Consider the following 20,956-nt stretch of genomic DNA (forward strand, 5'->3'; position numbering starts at 1 on the left):
AAAGGCATGTGGGTCAGCCCCACCGAGTTCGTCCAGTTCGGGGAGCCGAGCAAATCGCTGTCCGACCAGATCGCCACGCGCGGCCGCAGCATCGACTTCTACGGGCTAGGCATGTACCTGCCCAACCCCGATCCGGTGCTCAAGGCGCTGGGCAAGGACATCAAGGTCTATCGCGAGCTGCGGGCCGATGCCCACGTGGGCGGCTGCATCCGGCGCCGCAAGGCAGCCGTGAAGGCCCTCGAATGGGGGCTGGATCGTGACAAGGCCAAGAGCCGCGTGGCCAAGTCGATCGAGGCCATCTTCGCCGACCTGGACCTGTCGCGGATCATCACCGAAATGCTGGACGCCGTGCTCTACGGCTACCAGCCGATGGAGGTGATGTGGGGCAAGGTCGGCGGCTACCTGGTGCCGGTCGATGTCGTCGGCAAGCCGGCCGACTGGTTCCTCTACTCGCCGGAGAACGAGCTGCGCTTCCGCTCTCGCCAGGCGCAGTTGCAGGGCGAGGAGCTGCCGCCGCGCAAGTTCCTGGTGCCGCGCCAGGACCCGAGCTATCACAACCCCTACGGCTTTGCTGATCTATCCATGTGCTTTTGGCCGACCACCTTCAAGAAGGGTGGCCTCAAGTTCTGGGTGCAGTTCACCGAGAAGTACGGCGCCCCCTGGGTGATCGGCAAGCATCCGCGCAGCGCCTCGGACGCCGAGACCAACCAGCTGCTCGACCGCCTGGAAGACATGGTCCAGGACGCCGTGGCGGTGATCCCGGACGATTCCAGCGTCGACATCAAGGAAGCCGCCGGCAAGACGGGCAGTACCGAGGTCTATGAACGGCTGCTGCACTTCTGCCGCTCCGAGGTGTCAATCGCGCTACTCGGCCAGAACCAGACCACCGAAGCCAACGCCAACCGCGCCTCGGCCCAGGCCGGGCTGGAGGTGACCCGCGACATCCGCGACGGCGACAAGGCCATCGTCCAGGAAGCCTTCAACACCCTGATCCGCTGGGTGTGCGAGCTGAACTTCAACGACGGCGCCCGCCCGGTGTTCGAGATGTGGGAGCAACAGGAGGTCGACAAGGTGCTGGCCGAGCGCGACGAGAAGCTGGTGCGGGCCGGCGCCAAGCTGACTCCGGCCTACTTCAAGCGCGCCTACAGCCTGCAGGACGGCGATCTGGACGAAGCGGCCGAGCCCATCGCCCCGGCGGCCGAGTTCGCCGAGGGCGACGTGGCCCCCGACCAGGACGCCCTCGATGCCGCCCTTGACGCGCTGTCGGCCGACGCCATGAATGCGGACGCCCAGGCCATGCTGGCACCGTTACTGAAGCGGATCGCCAAGGGTGCCAAGCCCGACGAGCTGCTCGGCACGCTCGCCGATCTGTACCCGGAGATGGACGCCACCGGCCTGCAGGAACGCCTGGCGCGCATGATCTTCGTGGCCAACCTGTGGGGCCGGCTGCATGCCTAAAGTGGATCTCGCCTACTGCATGACCCTGCCGCCCAGGAAGGCGGTCGAGTACCTGAAGAACAAGGGCTACGCGGTCACCTGGGACTGGGAAGAGCTGTGGCAAGAGGCCCAGGCCCAGGCGTTCACCGTGGCCAAGGCCACGCGCCTGGACATCCTGCAGGACATCCGCGAGGCGGTGGAAAAGGCCCTCACCGAAGGCAAGACCCTTGCATGGTTTGCAAAGGAGCTGACGCCGGTGCTCCAGGCCAAGGGCTGGTGGGGCAGGCAGGAACACGTCGACGGCGAGACGGGCGAGGTCAGCCAGGTGCAACTGGGCAGCCCCTGGCGCCTGCAGACGATCTACCGCACCAACCTGCAAACCGCCTACATGGCCGGCCGCTTCCAGGAGCAGCTCGCCAACGCCGACGACCGCCCCTACTGGCAGTACGTGGCCATCCTGGATGGGCGCACCCGGCCCAGCCACCGCGCCATGAACGGCAAGGTGTTCCGCTACGACGATCCGTTCTGGGGCTCGTTCTACCCGCCCAACGGCTGGGGCTGCCGGTGCCGCGTCGTGGCCCTTTCGGAAGACAACCTCACCAAGGGCGGCATCAAGGCGGATAGCTCGTCCGGCAAGCTCGGGAGCGCCATGAAGCTGGTCTCCGAGAAGACCGGCGAGATGCGCGAGGTGGCCACCTACCGCGCGACCGACCCGGTCACCCGCCGGGAGATCGTCTTCTCCCCGGACGTAGGCTGGAGCTACAACCCCGGCGCCGCCTCCTGGCAGCCCGACCCCAAGCGCTACACCGGCGACCTGGCCAAGCTCGCCAGGAAGGAACTGCCGTGAGCGACTTCGTCAGCATCACCGTCGACGACAGCCAGCTGCAGGCGGCGCTGCAGCGGCTGGAGCACGCGGGCGTCGATCTGAGCCCGGCCATGCGCAAGATCGCCCAGGCGCTCCACAAGGTCACCGAAGACAACTTCGCCGCCGAGGGCCGACCGAAATGGACGCCCCTGGCCGAGGCCACCAAGCACGCCCGCCTCGGCGGCAAGAAGACGTACAAGAAGAACGGCGAGCTGACGGCCGCAGCTCAACGCAGACAGGATGCCGGCTTCCGCATCCTGCAGCACACCGGCGATCTGGCTGGCAACATCAGCACCGACTACGACAGCACCCAGGCGGTGGTCGGCAGCAACAAGGAATACGCGGCCATCCACCAGTTCGGCGGGATGGCTGGGCGCGGCCGCAAGGTCGAGATTCCGGCCCGCCCGTATCTGCCGCTCACTACGGACGGCGACCTGCAGCCCGAGGCGCGCGAAGAGGTGCTCGATACCATCCTGCGGCACCTCAAACGGGCGGCTGGCGTCTAGCCGCTCTGGCAGCGTTCGGGGCGCTCGGGACGCGCAACGATAGTCCGACGCCCTGATCGGCGCGCCCTAAGGTTTTATAAAGGCTTGGTGCGCAGCATGCCGGCCCACTTCTCCCGCGCGTTTCCCGCCGAGGGGCCGGAATTGTAAAGTCGATTAAAAGACCGCCCCCCGCCCGCCGCCGATCATGGCGGCATGAACACGACCAAACACCTCCACATCTTCAAGCCCGGTCGCCAGACCGCGATGTCTGGTGTGACGCTGGAGTTTTCCGAATCCGATCTTGAGGCAAGCGCCCGCGCCTACGACCCGGCCAAGCACGAGGCGCCGATCGTCATCGGCCACCCCAAGCACGACGCCCCGGCCTACGGCTGGGTGAAGTCGCTGGCCGCCGGGGCCGATGGCCTCAACGCCGAGCCGCACCAGGTCGATGCGAACTTCGCCGAGCTGGTGGCCGCCGGCCGCTACAAGAAGATCAGCGCCAGCTTCTACCTGCCCGACGCCCCCAACAACCCGGTGCCCGGCGTCTATTACCTGCGCCACGTCGGCTTCCTTGGCGCCCAGCCCCCGGCGGTGAAGGGCCTCAAGGCCGTTGCCTTCGCAGACGACCCCGATAGCGATGTGGTCGAGTTCAGCGACTGGGGCATGGAGGCCAACGCCTCCCTCTGGCGCCGCCTGCGCGATTTTCTGCTGACCAAGTTCGGCCAGGAAACCGCCGACCAGGTGGTTCCTGACTGGCAGATCGAATCCATCCGCGAAGCCGCACGCCAGGACGACGACGCCCCGCGCACCGCCTTTGCCGATCCCATCGTTTCCCCGACCCACCCACCTCACGAGGAGAACCATGCAGTGACACCCGAGGAAAAGGCCGCACTGGAGGCCGAAAACGCCCAGCTGAAACAGCGCCTGGCTGAAGCCGATGCGCGCGAGAAGGCGAGCACGGCCGCCAAGCGCCACGGCGACCACCTGGCCTATGCCGAGCAGCTCGTCGGCGAGGGCAAGCTCGCCCCGAAGCACAAGGAAGCCGTGGTCGCCTTCCTCGACTTCGCGGACGGCGAGACCGCCCTGGAGTTCGGCGAGGGGGATGCCAAGCAGCCGCTGGCCACCGCCTTCAAGTCCTTCCTGGGTGATCTGCCCAAGGTGGTCGAGTTCGGCGAAACCGCCACCAAGGACAAGGCCGGTCAGCAATCCGGCGGCGACGCGGTGGACTACGGCGAGAACGTCGATCAGGACCGCCTCGCCCTCGATCGCAAGATTCGCCAGTACATGCAGGAGCACAAGGTGGATTACGCCACCGCTGCCTCCTGCGTGATCAAGTAACCCAACCCAGGAGATTTCAATGGGCCGTTTATCCAACCTGCGGGTCGTTGACCCGGTTCTGACCAACCTGTCGGTCGGCTACAGCAACGCCGACCTGGTGGGCGATGTCCTCTTTCCCTTCGTTCCGGTGGACAAGGAAGGCGGCAAGATTCCGAAGTTCGGCAAGGAAGCCTTCAAGATTTACAACACCGAGCGTGCCCTGCGGGCCAAGTCCAACCGCATCAATCCCGAGGACGTGGACAGTGTCACCGTCTCCCTCGACGAGCACGATCTGGAATACCCGATCGACTACCGCGAGAGCGACGAGGCCGCCTTCCCTCTCGAAGCGCACGCCACCCACGTCGTGACCGAGGGCATCCGCCTGCGCCACGAGAAGAAGGTAGCCGATCTGGCGCAGAACACCGCGAACTACGCCGCCAGCAATAAGATCGTCCTGGCCGGCACCAGCCGCTTCACCGACAAGGCCAACTCTGACCCGATCGGAGTCTTCGAGGACGGCAAGGAAGCCGTGCGCGGCAAGATCGGCAAGTACCCGAACACCGCTGTCATTGGCGCCGCCTCCTGGAAGGCGATCAAGCAGCACCCGCAGTTCCTGGAGCGCATCAAGTACAGCATGAAGGGTGTGCTGACCGTCGAGCTGCTCAAGGAAATCCTGGAGGTCGAGCGCATCGTGGTCGGCCGCGCCGTCTATTCCAGCGACACGGGCACCTTTGGCGACCTGTGGGGCGACAACATCGTGCTCGCCTACGTTGCCCAGCAGCGCCAGGGCGCCGAGCGCACGCCTTACGAGCCCTCCTTCGGCTACACGCTGCGCAAGAAGGGCATGCCGCAGATCGACAAGCGCACCGAGGACGGAAAGCTGGAGCTGGTGCGCAACACAGACAACTTCGGTGTGTATCTGCTCGGTGCCGAAGCCGGCTTCCTGATCGCCGACACCAACGCCTAACCGGGAGCCGCTGATGGAACAGGAAAAGAAACCCTACCAGGTCGGCGCCACGCCGCTGCTGCTCGATGGCGAGCGCGCCGAACCCGGCGACATCGTCAAGCTGACCGACCAGGAAGCGGCCGCCCTCGGCGACCACGTGTCCCCGGCGGCTGCTGATGCGGCCAATGCCGGCGACGAATCCAAGGCCACCAAGAAAGGAGCCAAAGCGTGAAGACCCAACAAATCTGCCTGACCACCTCGGTCACGGCTGCAGCCGCCCTGAGCCGGCTGCGCTTCGTCGGCCTGACCGGCGCCGTATGCGCCGCCGGGGCTAAGGCCCTGGGCATCGCCGAGACCGCCGCCGACCTTGGCGAACAGGCCCCGGTGAACACCCACGGAATCCTGCTGGTGGAAGCCGGCGCCGCCATCGCTGCCGGGGCCGAGGTCGAGTCCGACGCCAACGGCAAGGCCATCACCAAGGCTGCAGGCATCAGCAACGGCTTCGCCCTGGATGCCGCTGCGGCGGCCGGCGACGTGATCCGGATCGTTCGGGGCATCTGAGCATGGACAACCAGCACAAGCTCATCGCCGGCTACCGCGACCTGACCGAGGACGAAATCGCCTTGATGAACGAGGTGAAAGCCAAGGCGGCCGAGGTCGGCACGCTCGTGGAGAAGCTGCGCGAGCGCCTGCCGGCCTTCAAAATGGACGGCGAGCCCGTCCAGGTCGGCGACCAGACCCTGATCGGCGTCACCGAGGAAGCGTTCGAGACCGACCGCTGGATGACGATCGGCCAGGACCACCTGCAGCAAGGTTTCATGGCGCTGACCCGCGCCGTGGCCCGGCCGACCACGTTCTGAGGCGACGATGCGTTACTGCTCGCTTCCCGACCTGCAGCTGGCGATCCCGCCGCAGACGCTGGTCTGGCTCTCCAACGACGACGAATCGGCCACCGCCATGAACGCGGCGGTGGTCGAGGAAGCCGTCAGGCAGGCGGAAGAGCTGGTCGATGCCCATCTGCGCGGCCGTTACATCCTGCCGCTGGGTGGGGCAGATGCGCCGGTACCGTCCGTCGTCAAAGACATGACGGTCAACTTGGCGCGGCACTGGCTGTACGCCCGGCGGCCGGAAGGCAGCGAGCTGCCCGACGCGGTCACCCGCACCTACAAGTCCGCCCTGCAGATGCTGGAGGCCATCCGCGACGCCAAGCTGACCATCGGCGTGCCGACCGGGGAAGCCGCCCCGGAGCCGGGCGAGATGAAGGTGCGGGCGCGTCCGCGCCGCTTCGGCTCTGACCTGCTGGATCGCTACTGATGGCCACCACCCTGCAGATCATCGACGCCGTGGTGGAGCGCCTGAAGGTGAAGCTCCCCCAGCTGGCCGTCGAGTATTTCCCCGACCGGCCGGCGGAATACCGGCTCAACCACCCTAGGGGCGCACTCCTGGTGAGCTACCTGGGGAGCCAGTTCGACACGACCGTCGATGTCACCTACATCGCTCAGCCGCGCACCGTGAAGCTGTCGGTCACGGTGATCCTGCGCCAGCTCAACGGCAAGGGCGGCGCCGTCGACGTGGTGGATGCGGTACGCCAGGCGCTGGTGGGCTTCCGCCCGCCGGACTGCCGAAAGGTCTGGGCCGTGTCCGAGAAGTTCCTGGGAGAGACGGCCGGCCTGTGGCAGTACGCCGTGGATTTGGCCACCGAGGCGATGCTGGTCGAGGACGCCGACGTCAATACCGAAACACCCCTGACCCTGGTTACTTACGAGGAGAACCCATGAAATACCGTTACAGCGGGCCGACCAGCGGCGTGACGCTGCAAAAGGGCGAAGAAGCCCAGGAAGTGATGCTCCACACCGGCGCCGAGGTCGAGCTGCCGGAAGAGCACGAGTACACCAAGACCCTGCTGGCCCTGGGTCACCTGACCCCGCTCAGTGCCCAGACCCGGCCGGCCACCAAGACGTCGGCGCGCACCAGCGCCGGCACCGATGAACCCGCAGCGAAAGGAGCGTAAGCGATGGCTGCAAACTACTTGCATGGCGTAGAAACCATCGAGGTCGAGCGCGGCCCGCGTCCCGTTCGCACGGTGAAATCGGCCGTGATCGGCCTGATCGGCACGGCGCCGATCGGCGCGGTCAATGCGGCCACCCTGACCCTGTCCGAGAAGGATGCGGCCGCCTTCGGCTCGCAACTTCCGGGCTTCACCATCCCCCAGGCGCTGGATGCGATCTACGACCACGGCGCCGGCACGGTGATCGTGATCAACGTGCTCGACCCCACGATCCACAAGACGGCCGTGGTTTCCGAGGCCATCACCTTCGACGCCTCCACCGACCGCGTGAAGCTCGCGCACGGCGCGGTGGCCGCCCTGGTGGTGAAGAGCAACGACGGATTGACCACCTACGTGCTCGGCACCGACTACACGGTCGATACGCTCACCGGCGAGCTGACCCGCGTCAAGGGCGGCGGCATCGTGGCCGGCGCCAGCGTCAAGGCCAGTTACGACTACGCCGACCCGACCAAAGTCACGGCAGCGGACATCATCGGCACCGTCAATGCGGCGGGTGTGCGCACGGGTCTCAAGGCGCTCAAGGACACCTACAACCTGTTCGGCTTCTTCGCCAAGATTCTGATCGCCCCGGCCTTCTGCACGCAGAACTCGGTGGCGGTCGAGCTGATCGCGATGGCCGACCAGCTGGATGCGGTGGCCTACATCGACGCGCCGATCGGCACCACCTACGCCCAGGCGCTGGCGGGTCGCGGCCCGGCCGGCACCATCAACTTCAACACCTCCAGCGACCGCGTGCGCCTGTGCTACCCGCACGTGAAGGTGTATGACCCGGTGCTCAACGCCGAGCGCCTGGAGCCGCTGTCCGCCCGCGCCGCCGGCCTGCGCGCCAAGGTCGATCTGGACAAGGGCTTCTGGTGGTCCAGTTCCAACCAGGAGCTGGCCGGGGTGATCGGCGTCGAGCGCCAGCTCTCGGCGATGATCGACGACCCGCAGTCCGAGGTGAACCTGCTCAACGAGCAAGGCATCACCACGGTGTTCTCAAGTTACGGTTCGGGCTTCCGGCTGTGGGGCAACCGCACCGCCGCCTGGCCGACCGTCAGCCACATGCGCAACTTCGAGAACGTGCGCCGCACCGGCGACGTGATCAACGAGTCGCTGCGCTACTTCAGCCAGCAGTTCATCGACATGCCGATCAACCAGGCACTGATCGACGCCCTGGTGGAATCGGTGAACGGCTACGGCCGCAAGCTGATCGGCGATGGCGCGCTGCTGGGCTTCAAGGCGTGGTTCGACCCAGCGCGCAACGAGGAAACCGAGCTGGCCAACGGGCATCTGCTGATCAGCTACAAGTACACCCCGCCGCCGCCCCTGGAGCGCCTGACGTTTGAGACCGAGATCACCTCGGAATACCTGCTGACGCTGAAGGGAGGCAACTGATCATGGCCGGCAAGATCGAAATCAACCGCATCACCAACGCCAACATCTACGTGAATGGCAACTCGCTGCTCGGCCGCGCCGAGGAGATCAAACTGCCGGACGTGTCGGCCATCATGCAGGAGCACAAGGCGCTCGGCATGGTCGGCAAGATCGAACTGCCGGCGGGCTTCGACAAGCTGGAAGGCGAGATCAAGTGGAACTCGCTCTACAAGGACGTGGCCAAGACCGTGGCCAACCCGTTCAAGGCGGTGCAGTTGCAGTGCCGTTCCAGCATCGAGACCTACGGCGCCCAGGGCCGCATCCAGGAGGTGAGCCTGGTCACCTTCCTGACCGTGATGTTCAAGAAGAACCCGCTCGGCACCTACAAGCAGCACGACAACGCCGAATTCAGCTCGGCGTTCGGAGCGACCTACATCAAGCAGGTGGTCGATGGCGACGAGGTGCTGGAGCTGGACTACATGGCCAACATCTTCCGCGTCGGCGGCGAGGACATGCTGGCCGACTACCGCAGCAATATCGGCGGCTGAGCCTTAACCGCTTCCCCCTGCAGGCCCACTTCGGTGGGCCTTTTCATTTGTTAAAGCCGTTTAACTGACCCGCGCTCGGCGCCAGCCGACAATCCTTCGCGTACCTCCTTGTTTTTCAACCCACGCGAAGGAAGCCTCATGGAACTCACCCTCAAGCACCCGTTCACCAACGCTGCCGGCCAGCGCATCGAGAAGCTCACCGTCCGCCGCGCCAAGCGCGCCGACATGAAGGCCGCCGCCAAGTACAGCAAGGATGAAGGGGAACAGGAAGACTTCCTGTTTGCCCAGATCACCGGCCTGACGCTGGAAGACATCGACCAGCTCGACCTGGCCGACTCGAAGGCGCTGACCGACACCTTTCGCAGCATGGTGGACAACTGACGAAGCGCTGCGGCCGCTGGACGAAGTGCTGCTCACGGTCCTGCGCATTCAGCCGTCCGAGATCGACGGCCTCGACATGGAGGACTACTGGTTCTGGATCGGGGTCGCCGAGCGCGAGGTCAAGCGCCGGAACGAGATGATGCAGTCGCTTTACGGCCGATGAACACCACCACGGCCACCAGCAAACCGCCGATGAAGGAAGCGCCGGCCGCCAGGGGCGCGCCGGCCATCGCCGCCAGGGCGAGCGCGAAGGGGAAGAGGAAAAGCGCCGCCCAGAACGGCAAGTGCGCGAAGCACACCCAGGCAAGCCACGCGGCACCGCTGCCGATGGCCAGCCAGTAGAGCGTCTTGGCGGTAGTGAGGGCGGTTTTTTCAAACATGTTTCTAGGATAGCAAAAGGCAAAACGGCATGGCCAATGAACTGCTCGTAGGGGTCAAGATCGGCGCGGTGCTGTCCGGCACCTTCCAGGCCGCCTTCGCCTCGGCGCGCGGCACCTCGTTGAAGCTCGGCCAGGCGGCCGACGAATTGCGCGTCAAGCACGCCCGACTGGGCGAGGTCATGGCGCGCGCCATGTCGCATCCCACCCGCAACGTGGGCGAGCTGCGCCGCCAGTATGAACGGCTCGGCCAGACCATCGATCAGCTTCGCGCCAAGCAGGAGAAGCTGGCGGCCAGCATGGCGCGGGGCGAGGCGCTCAAGGCAGCCCGCGCCGATCTGCGTGGCCAGGCGATGGAGACAGCCGGCACGGCTATCGCCCTGGGCGCCCCGGTGGTGCAGTCAGTTCGCTTGGCAGCCGGCTTCCAGGACCAGATGCGGGACATCGCCATTACTGGCGAATTCACCAAGGCCGAAGAGGCCAGGATCAGCGGTACCGTCCGCGAATCGGCCACCCGATGGAACCAGACCCAGGCCGAGATCGGCCGGGGCCTCGGCGTGCTGGTGGCGGGTGGCATTCAGGACGCGAAGGCGCTGGAGTATTACGCCCCGATCATGGCCAAGGCGGCCACGGCGACCCGCGCCAGCATGGACGACCTGGGCAGTGTGGCCATCGCCCTGAAGGACAACCTCAAGGTCGGCGAGGAAGGCTTCGAGGGCGCGCTCAACATGCTGGCCTACGCGGGCAAGCGCGGCCAGTTTGAAATCCGCGACATGGCCAAGTGGCTCCCGGCCCTGTCGCCGTCCTTCCAGGCGCTCGGTGTGACTGGCAAGGAAGCCGTCGCCGAGATCGGTGCCGCCCTGCAGATCGCCCGCAAGGGCGCCGGCTCGAACGATGAGGCGGCCAACAACTTCAAGAACTTCCTGCAGAAGATCACCGCCCCGGACACGCTCAAGGACTTCGAGAAGGCCGGCATCGACCTCAAGGGCAGCATGATGAACCTGCGCGCCCAAGGGCTGACGCCGGTGCAGTCCATGCTGGCCATCATCACGCAGTACATGCAGTCCAAGGGGCCGGCAGCCGCCGGCCAGTTCCAGCAGGCGATGGCCATCAAGGACGATAAGGAACGCGAGGCCGCGCTGCAGCGCCTGTCGGAAGCCTACAAGCTGGGCGAGCTGTTCCAGGACATGCAGGCCATGTCGTTCATCCGCCCGGCGATTGCCAACCAGGGCGAGATGAAGGACATCAAGCAAGGCTCGATGGATGCCGGCGACAAGGGGCTGCTCGACGCCGACTTCAAGAAGCGCATGGAAGGCGCCACCGAGCAGTTCAAGGCGTTCAAGATCGGCGTGATGGACATCGGCATCACCATCGGCGACGCGCTGCTGCCGCCGCTGACCGAACTGTTGCAGGAACTGAAGCCCGGAATCAAAGCCTTCGGCGACTGGGCCAAGGAACACCCCGGCCTGATCAAGGGCGTGATCGGCCTGGTCGGCGGCCTGCTCGCCGGCAAGATGGCCTTCATCGGCATCAAGTACGGCATCAACCTGGTGCTCTCGCCGTTCAACGCCCTGCGCACGTCCATCACGGCACTGTCGGGCAAATGGACGTATCTCCAAGGCATGTGGCAGGCCGGCCGCTTCGCTCCCGCGATCGCCGGCTTGCGCTCCATCGGTGGCGGCATCCTGGCGGTCGGTCGCTTCCTGGTGCCGTTCGGTCAGGGTCTTCTGATGACCTTCGGCGCCCCGCTGATGCTTGTCGGCCGAGGCGCCTTGTTCCTCGGGCGGCTGCTGGTCGGCAATCTGGTGCCCGGTTTGCGGCTCGCTGGGCAGGCCGTGCTGTGGCTCGGCCGGGCCATGCTGTTGAATCCCATCGGCTTGGCGGTCACCGCGATTGGCGTGGCCGCCTACCTGGTGTGGAAGAACTGGGACAAGGTGAAGGGCGCAGTGATGGCCGGATGGAACTGGCTGAAGGGATTCAAGAACCAGTTCTTCGCGGCCGGCGCCGACCTGATCAACGGGCTGGTGAATGGCGTCACGTCCAAGCTCACCGCCGCCCGCGACAGCATCGTCTCCTTCGGCTCCAGCATCAAGGGCTGGTTCGCCGACACCCTGGGCATCAAGTCGCCATCCCGCGTCTTCATGGGATTCGGCGACAACATCGCCCAGGGGGCGGCGATCGGCATCGGCCGCTCGGCTGGGCTGGCCTCCAAGGCTGCGGCCGGCATGGCCTCCGATACGGCTGCAGCTGCAGCGGCACAGCGAATCAACGCTGGCCGGGCCGGCGCCGGTACCGCAGGCGCAGTCGCCGGTGGCGCTGGGGGAATGACCATTCACTTCAGCCCGACGATCCAGGTCCAGGGCGGTGCGGCCGAGGCCGTCAAGGGCCAGGTCACCGAGGCGCTCAATCTCTCGTTGCGGGAGCTGGAGCAACTGATCGCGCGCGTATCCGCGCAGCAAGCACGGAGGGCCTACTGATGTTTGCGCTCCTGGGCGACGTCCAGTTCGACCTCATCACCTACTTCGACGGCTTCGAGTCACAGTTCGGCGCCGACTATGCCGAGCACCCGCTGATCGAGGGCAAGCCGCGCCTGCAGTTCGTCGGCGACAAGCTCGACGAAATCCGCATCCAGCTCGCCTTCCACCTGCACTACTGCGACCCCGAGGCCGAGCTGGCCAAGCTGAAAAAGGCACTCGCCGCCCACGACGCGATGGCCCTGGTGCTCGGCAACGGCGACTACAAGGGCTGGTTCGTGCTGACCGATGTGCAGGCGACCAGCAAGCACACCGACAAGGCCGGCACGCTGATCGCGCTGGAGGCCAGCATCACGCTGCGCGAGTTCGTCGGCGACAAGAAGAACCCGCTGCCGCCGCCCGCCGTCCAGCCCAAGCTGCCGCCGGCTGCGGCCAAGGCCCTGCCGGCGAGCCAGACCGCTGGCGTCGCCACGCTGGCCAGCGGCGCAGCCGCCGTGCGCGACAACATCCGCCAGGCGGTGACCTACGCCAACCAGGCGCAGTCCGCGCTGCGGGTGGCTGTAGATGCTGCCCGCGTGGCGCAGAAGCTGCGCGACAACCCGCTGGCGGCGCTGGGCCGGGTGCCCAGCCTCCTAACCGGCATGAAACAGGTGGCCGGCCCGCTGGAGAATCTGTCGCCGACCCTGGCCAGCCTGACCAGCCAGTTGCCCGAGGCGTCCAGCATCCTGCGCGCCAGCAATAACGCCCTGGGCGCGGTGCGTAACGCCCAGGGCGCCCTGTCGGCCGTCAGCGCCGGCACCGTGACCGGCCGCATCGACTACCTGGCTGGCCAGCTCTCGACCGCGACCGGCGCTCTGGAGTCGGCCGCGCCGAGCATCAGCAAGCTGGCCGGCAAGGTCGTGACGAGGACGATCTGATGTACCTGACCCACATCACCACCGAAGGCGAGCGCTGGGACCAGCTCGCCACCCGTTACTACGGCGATCCGCTGCAGTACGAGCGCATCGTCGCCGCCAACCCGCACGTGCCGCTGGCCACCACCCTGCCGGGCGGCCTGACGCTGTCGGTGCCGGTGATCGAGCAGCAAGACCTGTCCGAGGAGCTGCCGCCGTGGCTGCGCTGACCGACCAGTTGCCCACCGCCGTAGCCAAGGTGCCGCACCCGGTGTTCGTGCTCTCCTACGAGCAGAAGAACATCACCAGCGACATCACGCCCTACGTGCGCTCGGTCACCTACACCGACTACCTGTCCGGGCAGTCCGACGAACTGGAGGTCGAGCTGGAGGATGCGGACGGACGCTGGGTGCGTCACTGGTATCCCGGCAAGGGCGACACGTTGTCGCTCAAGATCGGCTATGAGGCGGCGCCGCTGCTACCCTGCGGGGCGTTCGAGATCGACGAGATCGAGTTCGCCCAGCCGCCCGCGACGGTGTCGATCCGGGGGCTGGCCACCGGCGTCAAGAAGTCGGTGCGCACCCGCGTCGGCCGTGCCTACGAGAACACCACGCTGGCGGCGATCGCCCAGCGCATTGCCAAGCGCAACAAGCTGACCCTGACCGGCAAAATCCGCGACATCCGCATCGACCGAGTGACGCAGTACCAGGAGCGCGACGTCGAGTTCCTCACGCGCCTGGCACGCGAGTATGGCTATGCCTTCAAGATCGTCGGCAGCAAGCTGGTCTTCACCGAGCTGGCCGACTTGCGTGACGGCGGCACGGTGGCCACCCTCAAAGCGACCGACCTGATCGCCATCCGCCTGCACGACAAGATCAAGGACATCTACCAGGAGGCCAAGGTCAAGTACCACGACCCGAAGACCAAGAAGCTGGTGGTCTATGGCGTGAAGGGCGACCAGGTGACCGAGGTCGGCCAGACCACCACCAGCACGAAGAAGCAATCCGGCCAATCGGCCAGCGGCGACACGCTGAAGCTCTCGACCCGCTCCGGCTCCAAGGCGGCCGCCCAGGCCAAGGCGCAGGCGGCGCTGGACGACGCCAACCTGCAGCAGACCGCCGGCAGCCTGACCGTGCCGGGCAACCCCAAGCTGGTCGCCGGCACCACCTTCGAGCTGGCCGACTGCGGCAAGCTCTCCGGCAAGTACCTGGTGGAGTCGGCCCGCCACCGCCTCGATCGCGGCGGCGGCTACGTCACCGAACTGGAAGTGAAGCGCGTCGCCCTGCCGGCCTCGGGCGCTGGCAGCACCTCGGCCAAGAAAAAGTCCGGCAAGACCCTCAACGTGTACGGCGTCCAGAGTAGCGGCCAGGTGGGCGTGGTCGGCACCACCCAAGCGAGCACGAAGAAATGAGAGAGACCCTGCAAGAGTTCGGCGCCAGCTTCAAATTCGGCACGGTCTCGGCCGTCGATGCCAAGACCTGCCGCGTGCGCGTGCGCCTGCCCGACTACGACAATCTGCGCACGGCCTGGCTTCCGGTGCTGCAGGCCAAGACCCTGCGCGACAAGCACTACCACCTCCCTGACCTCGGCGAGCATGTGGTGGTGCTCCTGGACGGGCGCGGCGAGGACGGCGTTGTTCTGGGCGCCGTCTATTCCAGCTCCGACCCGGCGCCGGTGGCCAGCGGCGACAAGCATCACGTGCGCTTCGACGACGGCGCCGAGATGGAATACGACCGCGCCAGCCACCAGCTGACGGTCAAGGGCGGCATCCAGAAGGTGGTGGTCGAGGTCGGCGCCGACATCCTGCTCAAGGCCGGCGCCAAGGTCACCGTCGACGTGCCGGAGACCGAGGTCACCGGCAACCTGCTGGTGAAAGGCAAGCTGACCTACCAGGGCGGCATGGCCGGCTCGGGCGGCAGCGGCGCAGCGGCCGCCATCACCGGCAACGTCCAGGTCATCGGCGACATCGACGCCACCGGCACGATCATGGATGCTGGCGGTAACTCGAACCACCACAGCCACTAGCGGCTGGCCAAGCCTTAAAGCCCTTTAATATCCCCCGGCCGGGCATGGCGGCACGATAGCCGCATGACCCGGCTATCTGACTCTCTTCACTGGCAACCCGCCCTCGGCAGCTTCGGCATCGTCGAGACCATCGCGGACATTGACCAGGCCATCCGCGTGATCCTTCGCACCCCCAAGGGGAGCGACCCGCATCGCCCGGACTTCGGCTCCAACATCCACCTCTATCTGGACTACCCGATCGACCAGGCCGTGCCGCACCTGGTACGCGAGACGGTCGAGGCGATCCGTCTGTGGGAGCCGCGCTGCGAGCTGGTCAAGGTTACGCCCTCGATCGAGGAGGCTCAGATCACCCTGCGCGTGCAGTGGAAGCTGGCAGATGGCGTTAAACGCGAGACGGAGGTGCGCCTGTGAGCCTGCCCGAGCCGAGTTTCATCGACCGCGACCCGCAGGCCATCACGGCCGAGATCGTCGCGCAGTATGAGCAACTGACCGGCAAGACCCTTTACCCGGCGCAGGTCGAGCGCCTGCTGATCGACGTGATCGCCTACCGCGAGACCCTGGTGCGCATCGGCATCCAGGAGGCGGCCAAGCAGAACCTGGTCGCCTACGCCCGCGCCCCGATGCTGGACTACCTGGGCGAGCTGGTGGGCGTCACCCGCCTGCCGGCGCAGCCGGCGAAGACCACCCTGCGCTTCACCTTCGCGGCGGCGCTGGCCACCAACCTGCTGATCCCGGCCGGCACCCGCGTCGAGGGCGGCGACGGCACGGCCACCTTCGCCACCGACGCCGACGTGACCCTGCTGGCCGGCCAGCTGTCGATCGACGCGGCCGCGACCTGCGAGGAACCCGGCACCGCCGGCAACGCCTGGCAGCCGGGCCAGATCAACAACCTGGTCGATGATCTGGGCGACGTCGAAGTGACGGCCGCCAACACCACGGTCACCTCCGGCGGCATCGAGGAGGAGGAAGACGACCGCCTGCGCGAGCGCATCAAACTGGCACCGGAAGCCTTCAGCACCGCAGGCAGCCGCCTGGCCTATGTGTTCCATGCCAAGAGCGCGCACCAGAGCATCGTCGACGTGGCGGTGCTGTCGCCCACGCCCGGCGTGGTCAAGCTCTACCCGCTGCTCACCACCGGCCTGCCGGACGCGAACATGCTCTCCCTGGTTGAGGCCACCTGTTCAGCAGACCGCGTGCGGCCGCTGACCGACAACGTGCAGGCGCTGGCGCCGACGCCGATCGACTACGCCATCGACGCCCAGTTGGTGCTCTACAAGAACACCGACGTCGCCAGCGTGCTGGCCCAGGCGCAAGCAGCGGCCGAAGCCTACAAGGCCGACCGCGCCGCCGGCCTCGGCCGGGACATCGTGCCGGTGCAGGTCGAGGCCGCGCTCAAGGTGGCCGGTGTGTACGACATCGTGCGCGCCGCCCCGGCCAAGATCGTGCTGGCCGAGAACGAGTGGGCGCGCTGCACCGGCATCAACCTGGTCGTGACGGGGACGGTCGATGGCTGACGCGCTGCTGCTCCCGCCACCGCTGGCTGGCGACGAACGCTTCCAGGCGCTTGGCCAGCTGGCCGCCCGGATCAGCGACATCGACCTGTCGCCGCTGCTGGTCTATCTGGTCGATACGGTCAACGCCTCGGCACTACCCAACCTGGCCGAGCAGCTGCACATCCTGGGCGAGGGCTGGCAGTTCGCCCGCGATGACGACGAACGCAGGCGCCTGCTGAAGCGCGCCATCGAGCTGCACCGCTACAAGGGCACCCGCTGGGCGATCCAGCAGGTGCTGGAGACGCTGGCCCTGTCCGGCCAGATCAGCGAGTGGTTCCAGTACGGAGGCCAGCCCTACTACTTCAAGATCAACGTCGACCTCTCCACGCGCGGTATCGACGAGGCCACCTTCGACGCCCTGGTGGCCCTGATCACCGAGTACAAGAACGTCCGCTCGCACCTGGAGCTGCTGACCCTTTCGCTGACCAATGTCAGCCAGGTGCCGGCGATCGCGGCCACCACCCTCTGCGGCGAGCTGGCCACCGTCTATCCCTACGAGCTGACCGAACTCAACCAGGTGAGCCAGGTGCCGAGCTTCGGCATCGGCCACTGGAGTGTCGAGACCGTCTTGGTCTATCCGCAGACTGCTTAATCCGAAGGAGCCCTTATGGCCAATGAGTTTTTCACGATCCTCACCGCGACCGGGCGCAACAAGCTGGCCGCCGCAACGGCGACCGGCGCCCCGCTGACGCTCACCCAGATGGCGGTGGGCGACGGCGACAACGGCGCCTACTACAGCCCGGCCGAAGCCCAGACCGCCCTCAAGCATGAGGTCTGGCGCGGCGCGATCAACCACCTGGCGGTCGACGCCAACAACCCCAACTGGATCGTCGCCGAGCTGGTGATCCCGGACAACGTCGGCGGCTTCTACATCCGCGAGGTCGGCCTGTTCGATAGCACCGGCGCGATGATCGCCGTGGGCAAGTTCCCCGAGAGCTACAAGCCGACCCTGGCGGCCGGCTCCAACAAGCAGCTCTACGTGCGGATGATCCTGGAGGTGGCCAACACCTCGGCGGTCACCCTGCTGGTCGATCCGAGCGTGGTTCTGGCCACCCGGCAATACTGCGACGACAAGGTCGCGGCCGAGATCAACAAGCTGGACGGCAAGCAGTCGGTGCGCGTGGCCACCACGGCGGCGATCGCGCTATCGGGCCTGCTGACGATCGACGGTGTGGTGCTGGCAGCGGGTGACCGAGTGCTGGTGAAAAACCAAGCTGCCGCTGCGGACAACGGTATCTATGTGGTAGCCGCCGGAAACTGGATGCGGGCCGCCGATGCGGACGCAGCCATCGAGGTCACGCCGGGCATGTTCGTCTCGGTCGAACAAGGCACGGCCAATGCGGATTCGGTCTGGCAGCTGGTGACCGACGCCCCGATCACCCTCGGGGTGACTGGCTTGGTGTTCGAGATGGTGGACGGCAAGACTGGCGTCGTAGCCGGCACGTATCGCAGTGTCACGGTCAATCAACGCGGCCAGGTCACAGGCGGAACCAATCCGACAACCATCGCCGGTTATGGGATTACCGATGCTGCCTCGCAGGCAGGCTCGCAGCAGAACGCGTATAGCGTCGCCAATGCGGCCGGCACGGCTGACGCGATCACAGCAGCTTTTGCGCCAGCCATCACTGCGTTGACCAACGGCATGACTCTCTACGTCCGGGCGGCCTCGGCGAACACAGCAGCCGCCCCTACGTTCACCCCCAACAGCGGCACCATCGCTGCAAAGAACATCGTCAAGGGTAACGGAGTGGCTCTGGTCGCTGGCGACATCGCTGGTGCGGGTTACTGGATCGAATTGCAGTACGACGCGACGCTGGACAAGTGGGTTTTGCTCAATCCCGCGAGGGGGGTCAATCCTGGAGTTGCTTCTGGGCAATCTAGCTATACCGGCGTCGCCGGCAGCCGGGCCATTGGCACGATTTACACGAACACAACCGGGCGCCCTCTCCACGTCGCGGTAACGATTCAAACGCAGGCAGTTGCGCAATCAGGATGCCGGTTGCTAATCGGAGGGGCTGAGGTTGCTCAGTTCTACTCGCCAGTCGCCGCCAACATGTTCGGATTTTTGCAGGGGATAGTTCCGCCTGGCGCTACCTATCAAGTCACTCAAGCATCTGGAACGAACACGCTAGCACTTTGGCAGGAGCTATAAACATGCAGCACTACGCAACAGCATCAGGTGATGTGTGGGCCTTTGAAGATGACGTATTGGTTTCCTCCGTTGCTGGCACGCTTGTCTTTACCGCGCCGGATGGAGCTGTTCTTCAGACCCCAAGCGATCTGACGCCATTCACACCTCCCCCTGTTGACCTTTCTGTCGTCAGGAACATCAAGTGGGATGCCATCAAGGCGGAGCGCGACCGGCGAAAGGCGGGTGGATTCAAGGTCGGGGCGCTGTGGTTCCACAGCGACGCAGACAGCCGCATCCAGCACCTCGGATTGAAAGACAAGGCGCGTGACCAGCTCGCGGCCGGCGGCGCAATGGCGGACAACCTCACCATCCTCGGCCAGCCGGTGAAGTGGAAGACGATGGACGGTTCGTTGGCCACCATCACGGCCCAGCTCGCCTTCGATATCGTGGCGGCTGCAGGCGACCTCGATGCACGACTGTTCGCCATCGCGGAAACTCACCGCGCGGCGATGGAGGCTGCAGCCGACCCGGCTGCCTACGACTTTTCGGCCGGCTGGCCGGAAACATTTGGAGGCTGAGACGATGTCGGCCGTCCAACTGCTCTTCACCCGGCGCCGGCATCCTGGCAGCGCTTTGATCCGCGTTACCACCTGGTCGGCCTGGTCGCATGTCGATCTGATTGACGGCCAGTCGGTACTCGGTGCGGTGGCCTTCCACGGCGTTGAGCGCGAGTTGCTGGCGACCCGCTTGGCCCACGCCAGCCGCGCTGCGGTCATGACGATCCCTTGCGCCGATGCCCAGGCTGTGATCGCGGCCGCCGAGTCGCAGATCGGCAAGCCCTACGACTGGCTGGGTGTGCTTGGGATTGGCCTGCATCGGGACTGGCAAGAGCCAGATCGGTGGTTCTGTAGCGAGATGGCGGCCTGGGCCTTCCACGAGGCGGGGCAGCCGCTGTTCCGGCCTGACGCGCTGTACCGGATTACGCCGCAGCACCTTTGGATGCTGCCCTACGAGGCTCGCTTGATCGAGACGCCGGACGCACTGCAACCGGCATGAAGAAGAGGGCGGCGGCCGTGGTGCGGGAACACCTCGGCCGTCACCGTAACCCACAGACAGAACCTGTGAGCCTTGGCCAAGGCCCCCTTACCGTGCACACGGCGGGTCTAAGCCTAACACAATTGCAACTAACAAAAAGGGCTTACACAGAATGGAAATGCAATCCGCTTCCCCCATCGTCCCCTGGATCGGAGGCAAACGCCGCCTGGCGAAACACATCCTCCCGCTCTTCCCCGAGCACACCTGCTACGTCGAGCCGTTTTGCGGCGCGGCCGCGCTCTATTTCCTGAAGGCACCGACCAAGGTCGAGGTGCTCAATGACGTGAATGGGGAGCTGGTCAATCTGTACAGGGTGGTCCGCCACCACCTGGAGGAGTTCGTCCGGCAATTCAAATGGGCGCTGACCTCGCGGCAAATCTTCAAGTGGCTACAGATCACGCCCGAGGAGACGCTGACGGACATTCAGCGCGCCGCCCGGTTCTTCTATCTCCAGAAGATGGCCTTCGGCGGCAAGGTCGATGGCCAGACGTTCGGCACCTCGACCACCTCGGGGCCGAAGCTCAACCTGCTGCGCCTGGAGGAAGACCTGTCGGCCGCCCACCTGCGCCTGAGCCGGACCTACATCGAGAACCTGGACTGGGCCGACTGCATCCGCAAGTACGACCGCGATCACACCCTGATCTACTGCGACCCGCCGTACTGGGGCACCGAGGGCTATGGCGTCGATTTCGGGCTGCATCAGTACCAGCGCATGGGCGACCTGGCCAAGACCGTCCAGGGCCGGATGATCGTTTCCGTGAACGACATCCCGGAAATGCACCAGGCGTTCGCCGGGCTGAACATCGAGCGAGTGGACATCAACTACACCGTGGGCGGCGCCGGCCGATCGAAGGCCAAGTCGGGCGAGCTGATCATTCGGAACTGGTAGACGTGACAAAGGGGCCTCTCGGCCCCTTGTCTCTGCAATTCGCTTTCAATGCGTGCAACAATTACCCGGTGAAACTTATCTCGCAAAACGAGCCGCTTTTATCGCGGCGCGCTTCA

27 protein-coding genes are annotated in these 20,956 nt (G+C 65.9%); 26 read left to right on the forward strand and 1 reads right to left on the reverse strand.

The window, feature by feature from the left end; translation table 11 throughout:
* Positions 1-6: 6 nt before the first annotated feature.
* The 14 genes from BDO18943_RS37175 (at position 7) to BDO18943_RS37240 (ending at position 9,403) form a co-directional block, all read left to right on the forward strand.
* A complete protein-coding gene (locus BDO18943_RS37175) occupies positions 7-1,458 on the forward strand; it encodes a DUF935 domain-containing protein (RefSeq protein ID WP_235996288.1) in 1,452 nt (483 codons plus the stop codon).
* A complete protein-coding gene (locus BDO18943_RS37180; protein ID WP_175026114.1) occupies positions 1,451-2,284 on the forward strand; it encodes a phage head morphogenesis protein in 834 nt (277 codons plus the stop codon). Before BDO18943_RS37175 ends, BDO18943_RS37180 begins: the two co-directional genes overlap by 8 nt.
* On the forward strand, positions 2,281-2,808 hold the full coding sequence (locus BDO18943_RS37185; RefSeq protein WP_175026115.1) for a phage virion morphogenesis protein: 528 nt from the start codon (positions 2,281-2,283) through the stop codon (positions 2,806-2,808). The genes BDO18943_RS37180 and BDO18943_RS37185 overlap by 4 nt, the downstream gene beginning before the upstream one ends.
* 192 nt (positions 2,809-3,000) lie before the next feature.
* Positions 3,001-4,125 (forward strand): peptidase, encoded by a 1,125-nt coding sequence (locus BDO18943_RS37190; protein ID WP_175026116.1) that lies wholly within the window; start codon positions 3,001-3,003, stop codon positions 4,123-4,125.
* A gap of 19 nt (positions 4,126-4,144) precedes the next feature.
* Entirely contained in the window at positions 4,145-5,071 is a 927-nt protein-coding gene (locus BDO18943_RS37195; protein WP_175026117.1) for a major capsid protein, read from the forward strand.
* A 13-nt stretch (positions 5,072-5,084) separates the two neighbouring features.
* Positions 5,085-5,282, forward strand: coding sequence for a hypothetical protein (locus BDO18943_RS37200; protein WP_175026118.1), 198 nt, complete (start codon positions 5,085-5,087; stop codon positions 5,280-5,282).
* A complete protein-coding gene (locus tag BDO18943_RS37205; RefSeq protein ID WP_175026119.1) occupies positions 5,279-5,611 on the forward strand; it encodes a capsid cement protein in 333 nt (110 codons plus the stop codon). The genes BDO18943_RS37200 and BDO18943_RS37205 overlap by 4 nt, the downstream gene beginning before the upstream one ends.
* 2 nt (positions 5,612-5,613) lie before the next feature.
* Positions 5,614-5,910, forward strand: coding sequence for an Acb2/Tad1 domain-containing protein (locus tag BDO18943_RS37210; protein WP_175026120.1), 297 nt, complete (start codon positions 5,614-5,616; stop codon positions 5,908-5,910).
* Between the two features lie 7 nt (positions 5,911-5,917).
* Positions 5,918-6,364 carry a gp436 family protein gene (locus BDO18943_RS37215; protein WP_175026121.1) on the forward strand — a complete coding sequence of 149 codons (447 nt, stop codon included), beginning with the start codon at positions 5,918-5,920 and terminating at the stop codon, positions 6,362-6,364.
* On the forward strand, positions 6,364-6,828 hold the full coding sequence (locus BDO18943_RS37220; RefSeq protein WP_027809957.1) for a Gp37 family protein: 465 nt from the start codon (positions 6,364-6,366) through the stop codon (positions 6,826-6,828). Before BDO18943_RS37215 ends, BDO18943_RS37220 begins: the two co-directional genes overlap by 1 nt.
* Positions 6,825-7,061, forward strand: a complete 237-nt coding sequence (locus BDO18943_RS37225) for a hypothetical protein (RefSeq protein ID WP_027809958.1) — start codon at positions 6,825-6,827, stop codon at positions 7,059-7,061. The genes BDO18943_RS37220 and BDO18943_RS37225 overlap by 4 nt, the downstream gene beginning before the upstream one ends.
* Before the next feature lie 3 nt (positions 7,062-7,064).
* Complete coding sequence (locus BDO18943_RS37230) at positions 7,065-8,495, forward strand: phage tail sheath subtilisin-like domain-containing protein (protein WP_175026122.1); 1,431 nt, start codon at positions 7,065-7,067, stop codon at positions 8,493-8,495.
* A gap of 2 nt (positions 8,496-8,497) precedes the next feature.
* Positions 8,498-9,022, forward strand: coding sequence for a phage major tail tube protein (locus tag BDO18943_RS37235; RefSeq protein ID WP_175026123.1), 525 nt, complete (start codon positions 8,498-8,500; stop codon positions 9,020-9,022).
* A gap of 138 nt (positions 9,023-9,160) precedes the next feature.
* Entirely contained in the window at positions 9,161-9,403 is a 243-nt protein-coding gene (locus BDO18943_RS37240; protein ID WP_175026124.1) for a phage tail assembly protein, read from the forward strand.
* Positions 9,404-9,522: 119 nt separating this feature from the next.
* Here BDO18943_RS37240 and BDO18943_RS37245 read toward each other — a convergent pair whose 3' ends face one another.
* A complete protein-coding gene (locus tag BDO18943_RS37245) occupies positions 9,523-9,783 on the reverse strand; it encodes a hypothetical protein (protein ID WP_175026125.1) in 261 nt (86 codons plus the stop codon).
* A 29-nt stretch (positions 9,784-9,812) separates the two neighbouring features.
* On the opposite strand from BDO18943_RS37245, the gene BDO18943_RS37250 reads away from it, so the two are divergent.
* From BDO18943_RS37250 to BDO18943_RS37305, 12 genes are all read left to right on the forward strand, one after another.
* Positions 9,813-12,257, forward strand: coding sequence for a phage tail tape measure protein (locus tag BDO18943_RS37250; protein ID WP_175026126.1), 2,445 nt, complete (start codon positions 9,813-9,815; stop codon positions 12,255-12,257).
* Positions 12,257-13,171, forward strand: a complete 915-nt coding sequence (locus BDO18943_RS37255) for a phage tail protein (RefSeq protein ID WP_175026127.1) — start codon at positions 12,257-12,259, stop codon at positions 13,169-13,171. Before BDO18943_RS37250 ends, BDO18943_RS37255 begins: the two co-directional genes overlap by 1 nt.
* Positions 13,171-13,377 carry a tail protein X gene (locus BDO18943_RS37260; RefSeq protein WP_034175821.1) on the forward strand — a complete coding sequence of 69 codons (207 nt, stop codon included), beginning with the start codon at positions 13,171-13,173 and terminating at the stop codon, positions 13,375-13,377. The genes BDO18943_RS37255 and BDO18943_RS37260 overlap by 1 nt, the downstream gene beginning before the upstream one ends.
* Positions 13,365-14,558: a contractile injection system protein, VgrG/Pvc8 family gene (locus BDO18943_RS37265; RefSeq protein WP_175026128.1), complete on the forward strand. Its 1,194-nt coding sequence runs from the start codon at positions 13,365-13,367 to the stop codon at positions 14,556-14,558. Before BDO18943_RS37260 ends, BDO18943_RS37265 begins: the two co-directional genes overlap by 13 nt.
* Positions 14,555-15,172 (forward strand): phage baseplate assembly protein V, encoded by a 618-nt coding sequence (locus tag BDO18943_RS37270; protein ID WP_175026129.1) that lies wholly within the window; start codon positions 14,555-14,557, stop codon positions 15,170-15,172. The genes BDO18943_RS37265 and BDO18943_RS37270 overlap by 4 nt, the downstream gene beginning before the upstream one ends.
* A gap of 63 nt (positions 15,173-15,235) precedes the next feature.
* A complete protein-coding gene (locus tag BDO18943_RS37275) occupies positions 15,236-15,583 on the forward strand; it encodes a GPW/gp25 family protein (RefSeq protein WP_175026130.1) in 348 nt (115 codons plus the stop codon).
* On the forward strand, positions 15,580-16,686 hold the full coding sequence (locus BDO18943_RS37280) for a baseplate assembly protein (protein WP_175026131.1): 1,107 nt from the start codon (positions 15,580-15,582) through the stop codon (positions 16,684-16,686). The genes BDO18943_RS37275 and BDO18943_RS37280 overlap by 4 nt, the downstream gene beginning before the upstream one ends.
* Positions 16,679-17,317: a phage tail protein I gene (locus BDO18943_RS37285; RefSeq protein ID WP_175026132.1), complete on the forward strand. Its 639-nt coding sequence runs from the start codon at positions 16,679-16,681 to the stop codon at positions 17,315-17,317. Before BDO18943_RS37280 ends, BDO18943_RS37285 begins: the two co-directional genes overlap by 8 nt.
* A gap of 15 nt (positions 17,318-17,332) precedes the next feature.
* Entirely contained in the window at positions 17,333-18,877 is a 1,545-nt protein-coding gene (locus BDO18943_RS42845) for a phage tail protein (RefSeq protein WP_235996289.1), read from the forward strand.
* A 2-nt stretch (positions 18,878-18,879) separates the two neighbouring features.
* Positions 18,880-19,434, forward strand: coding sequence for a DUF4376 domain-containing protein (locus BDO18943_RS37295; protein ID WP_175026133.1), 555 nt, complete (start codon positions 18,880-18,882; stop codon positions 19,432-19,434).
* A gap of 4 nt (positions 19,435-19,438) precedes the next feature.
* Positions 19,439-19,912 carry a C40 family peptidase gene (locus BDO18943_RS37300; RefSeq protein ID WP_175026134.1) on the forward strand — a complete coding sequence of 158 codons (474 nt, stop codon included), beginning with the start codon at positions 19,439-19,441 and terminating at the stop codon, positions 19,910-19,912.
* A gap of 157 nt (positions 19,913-20,069) precedes the next feature.
* Positions 20,070-20,840 carry a DNA adenine methylase gene (locus tag BDO18943_RS37305; protein WP_210771964.1) on the forward strand — a complete coding sequence of 257 codons (771 nt, stop codon included), beginning with the start codon at positions 20,070-20,072 and terminating at the stop codon, positions 20,838-20,840.
* Positions 20,841-20,956: the final 116 nt, after the last annotated feature.

Origin of the sequence: Burkholderia aenigmatica (assembly GCF_902499175.1) — a bacterium.
GTDB lineage: Bacteria > Pseudomonadota > Gammaproteobacteria > Burkholderiales > Burkholderiaceae > Burkholderia > Burkholderia aenigmatica.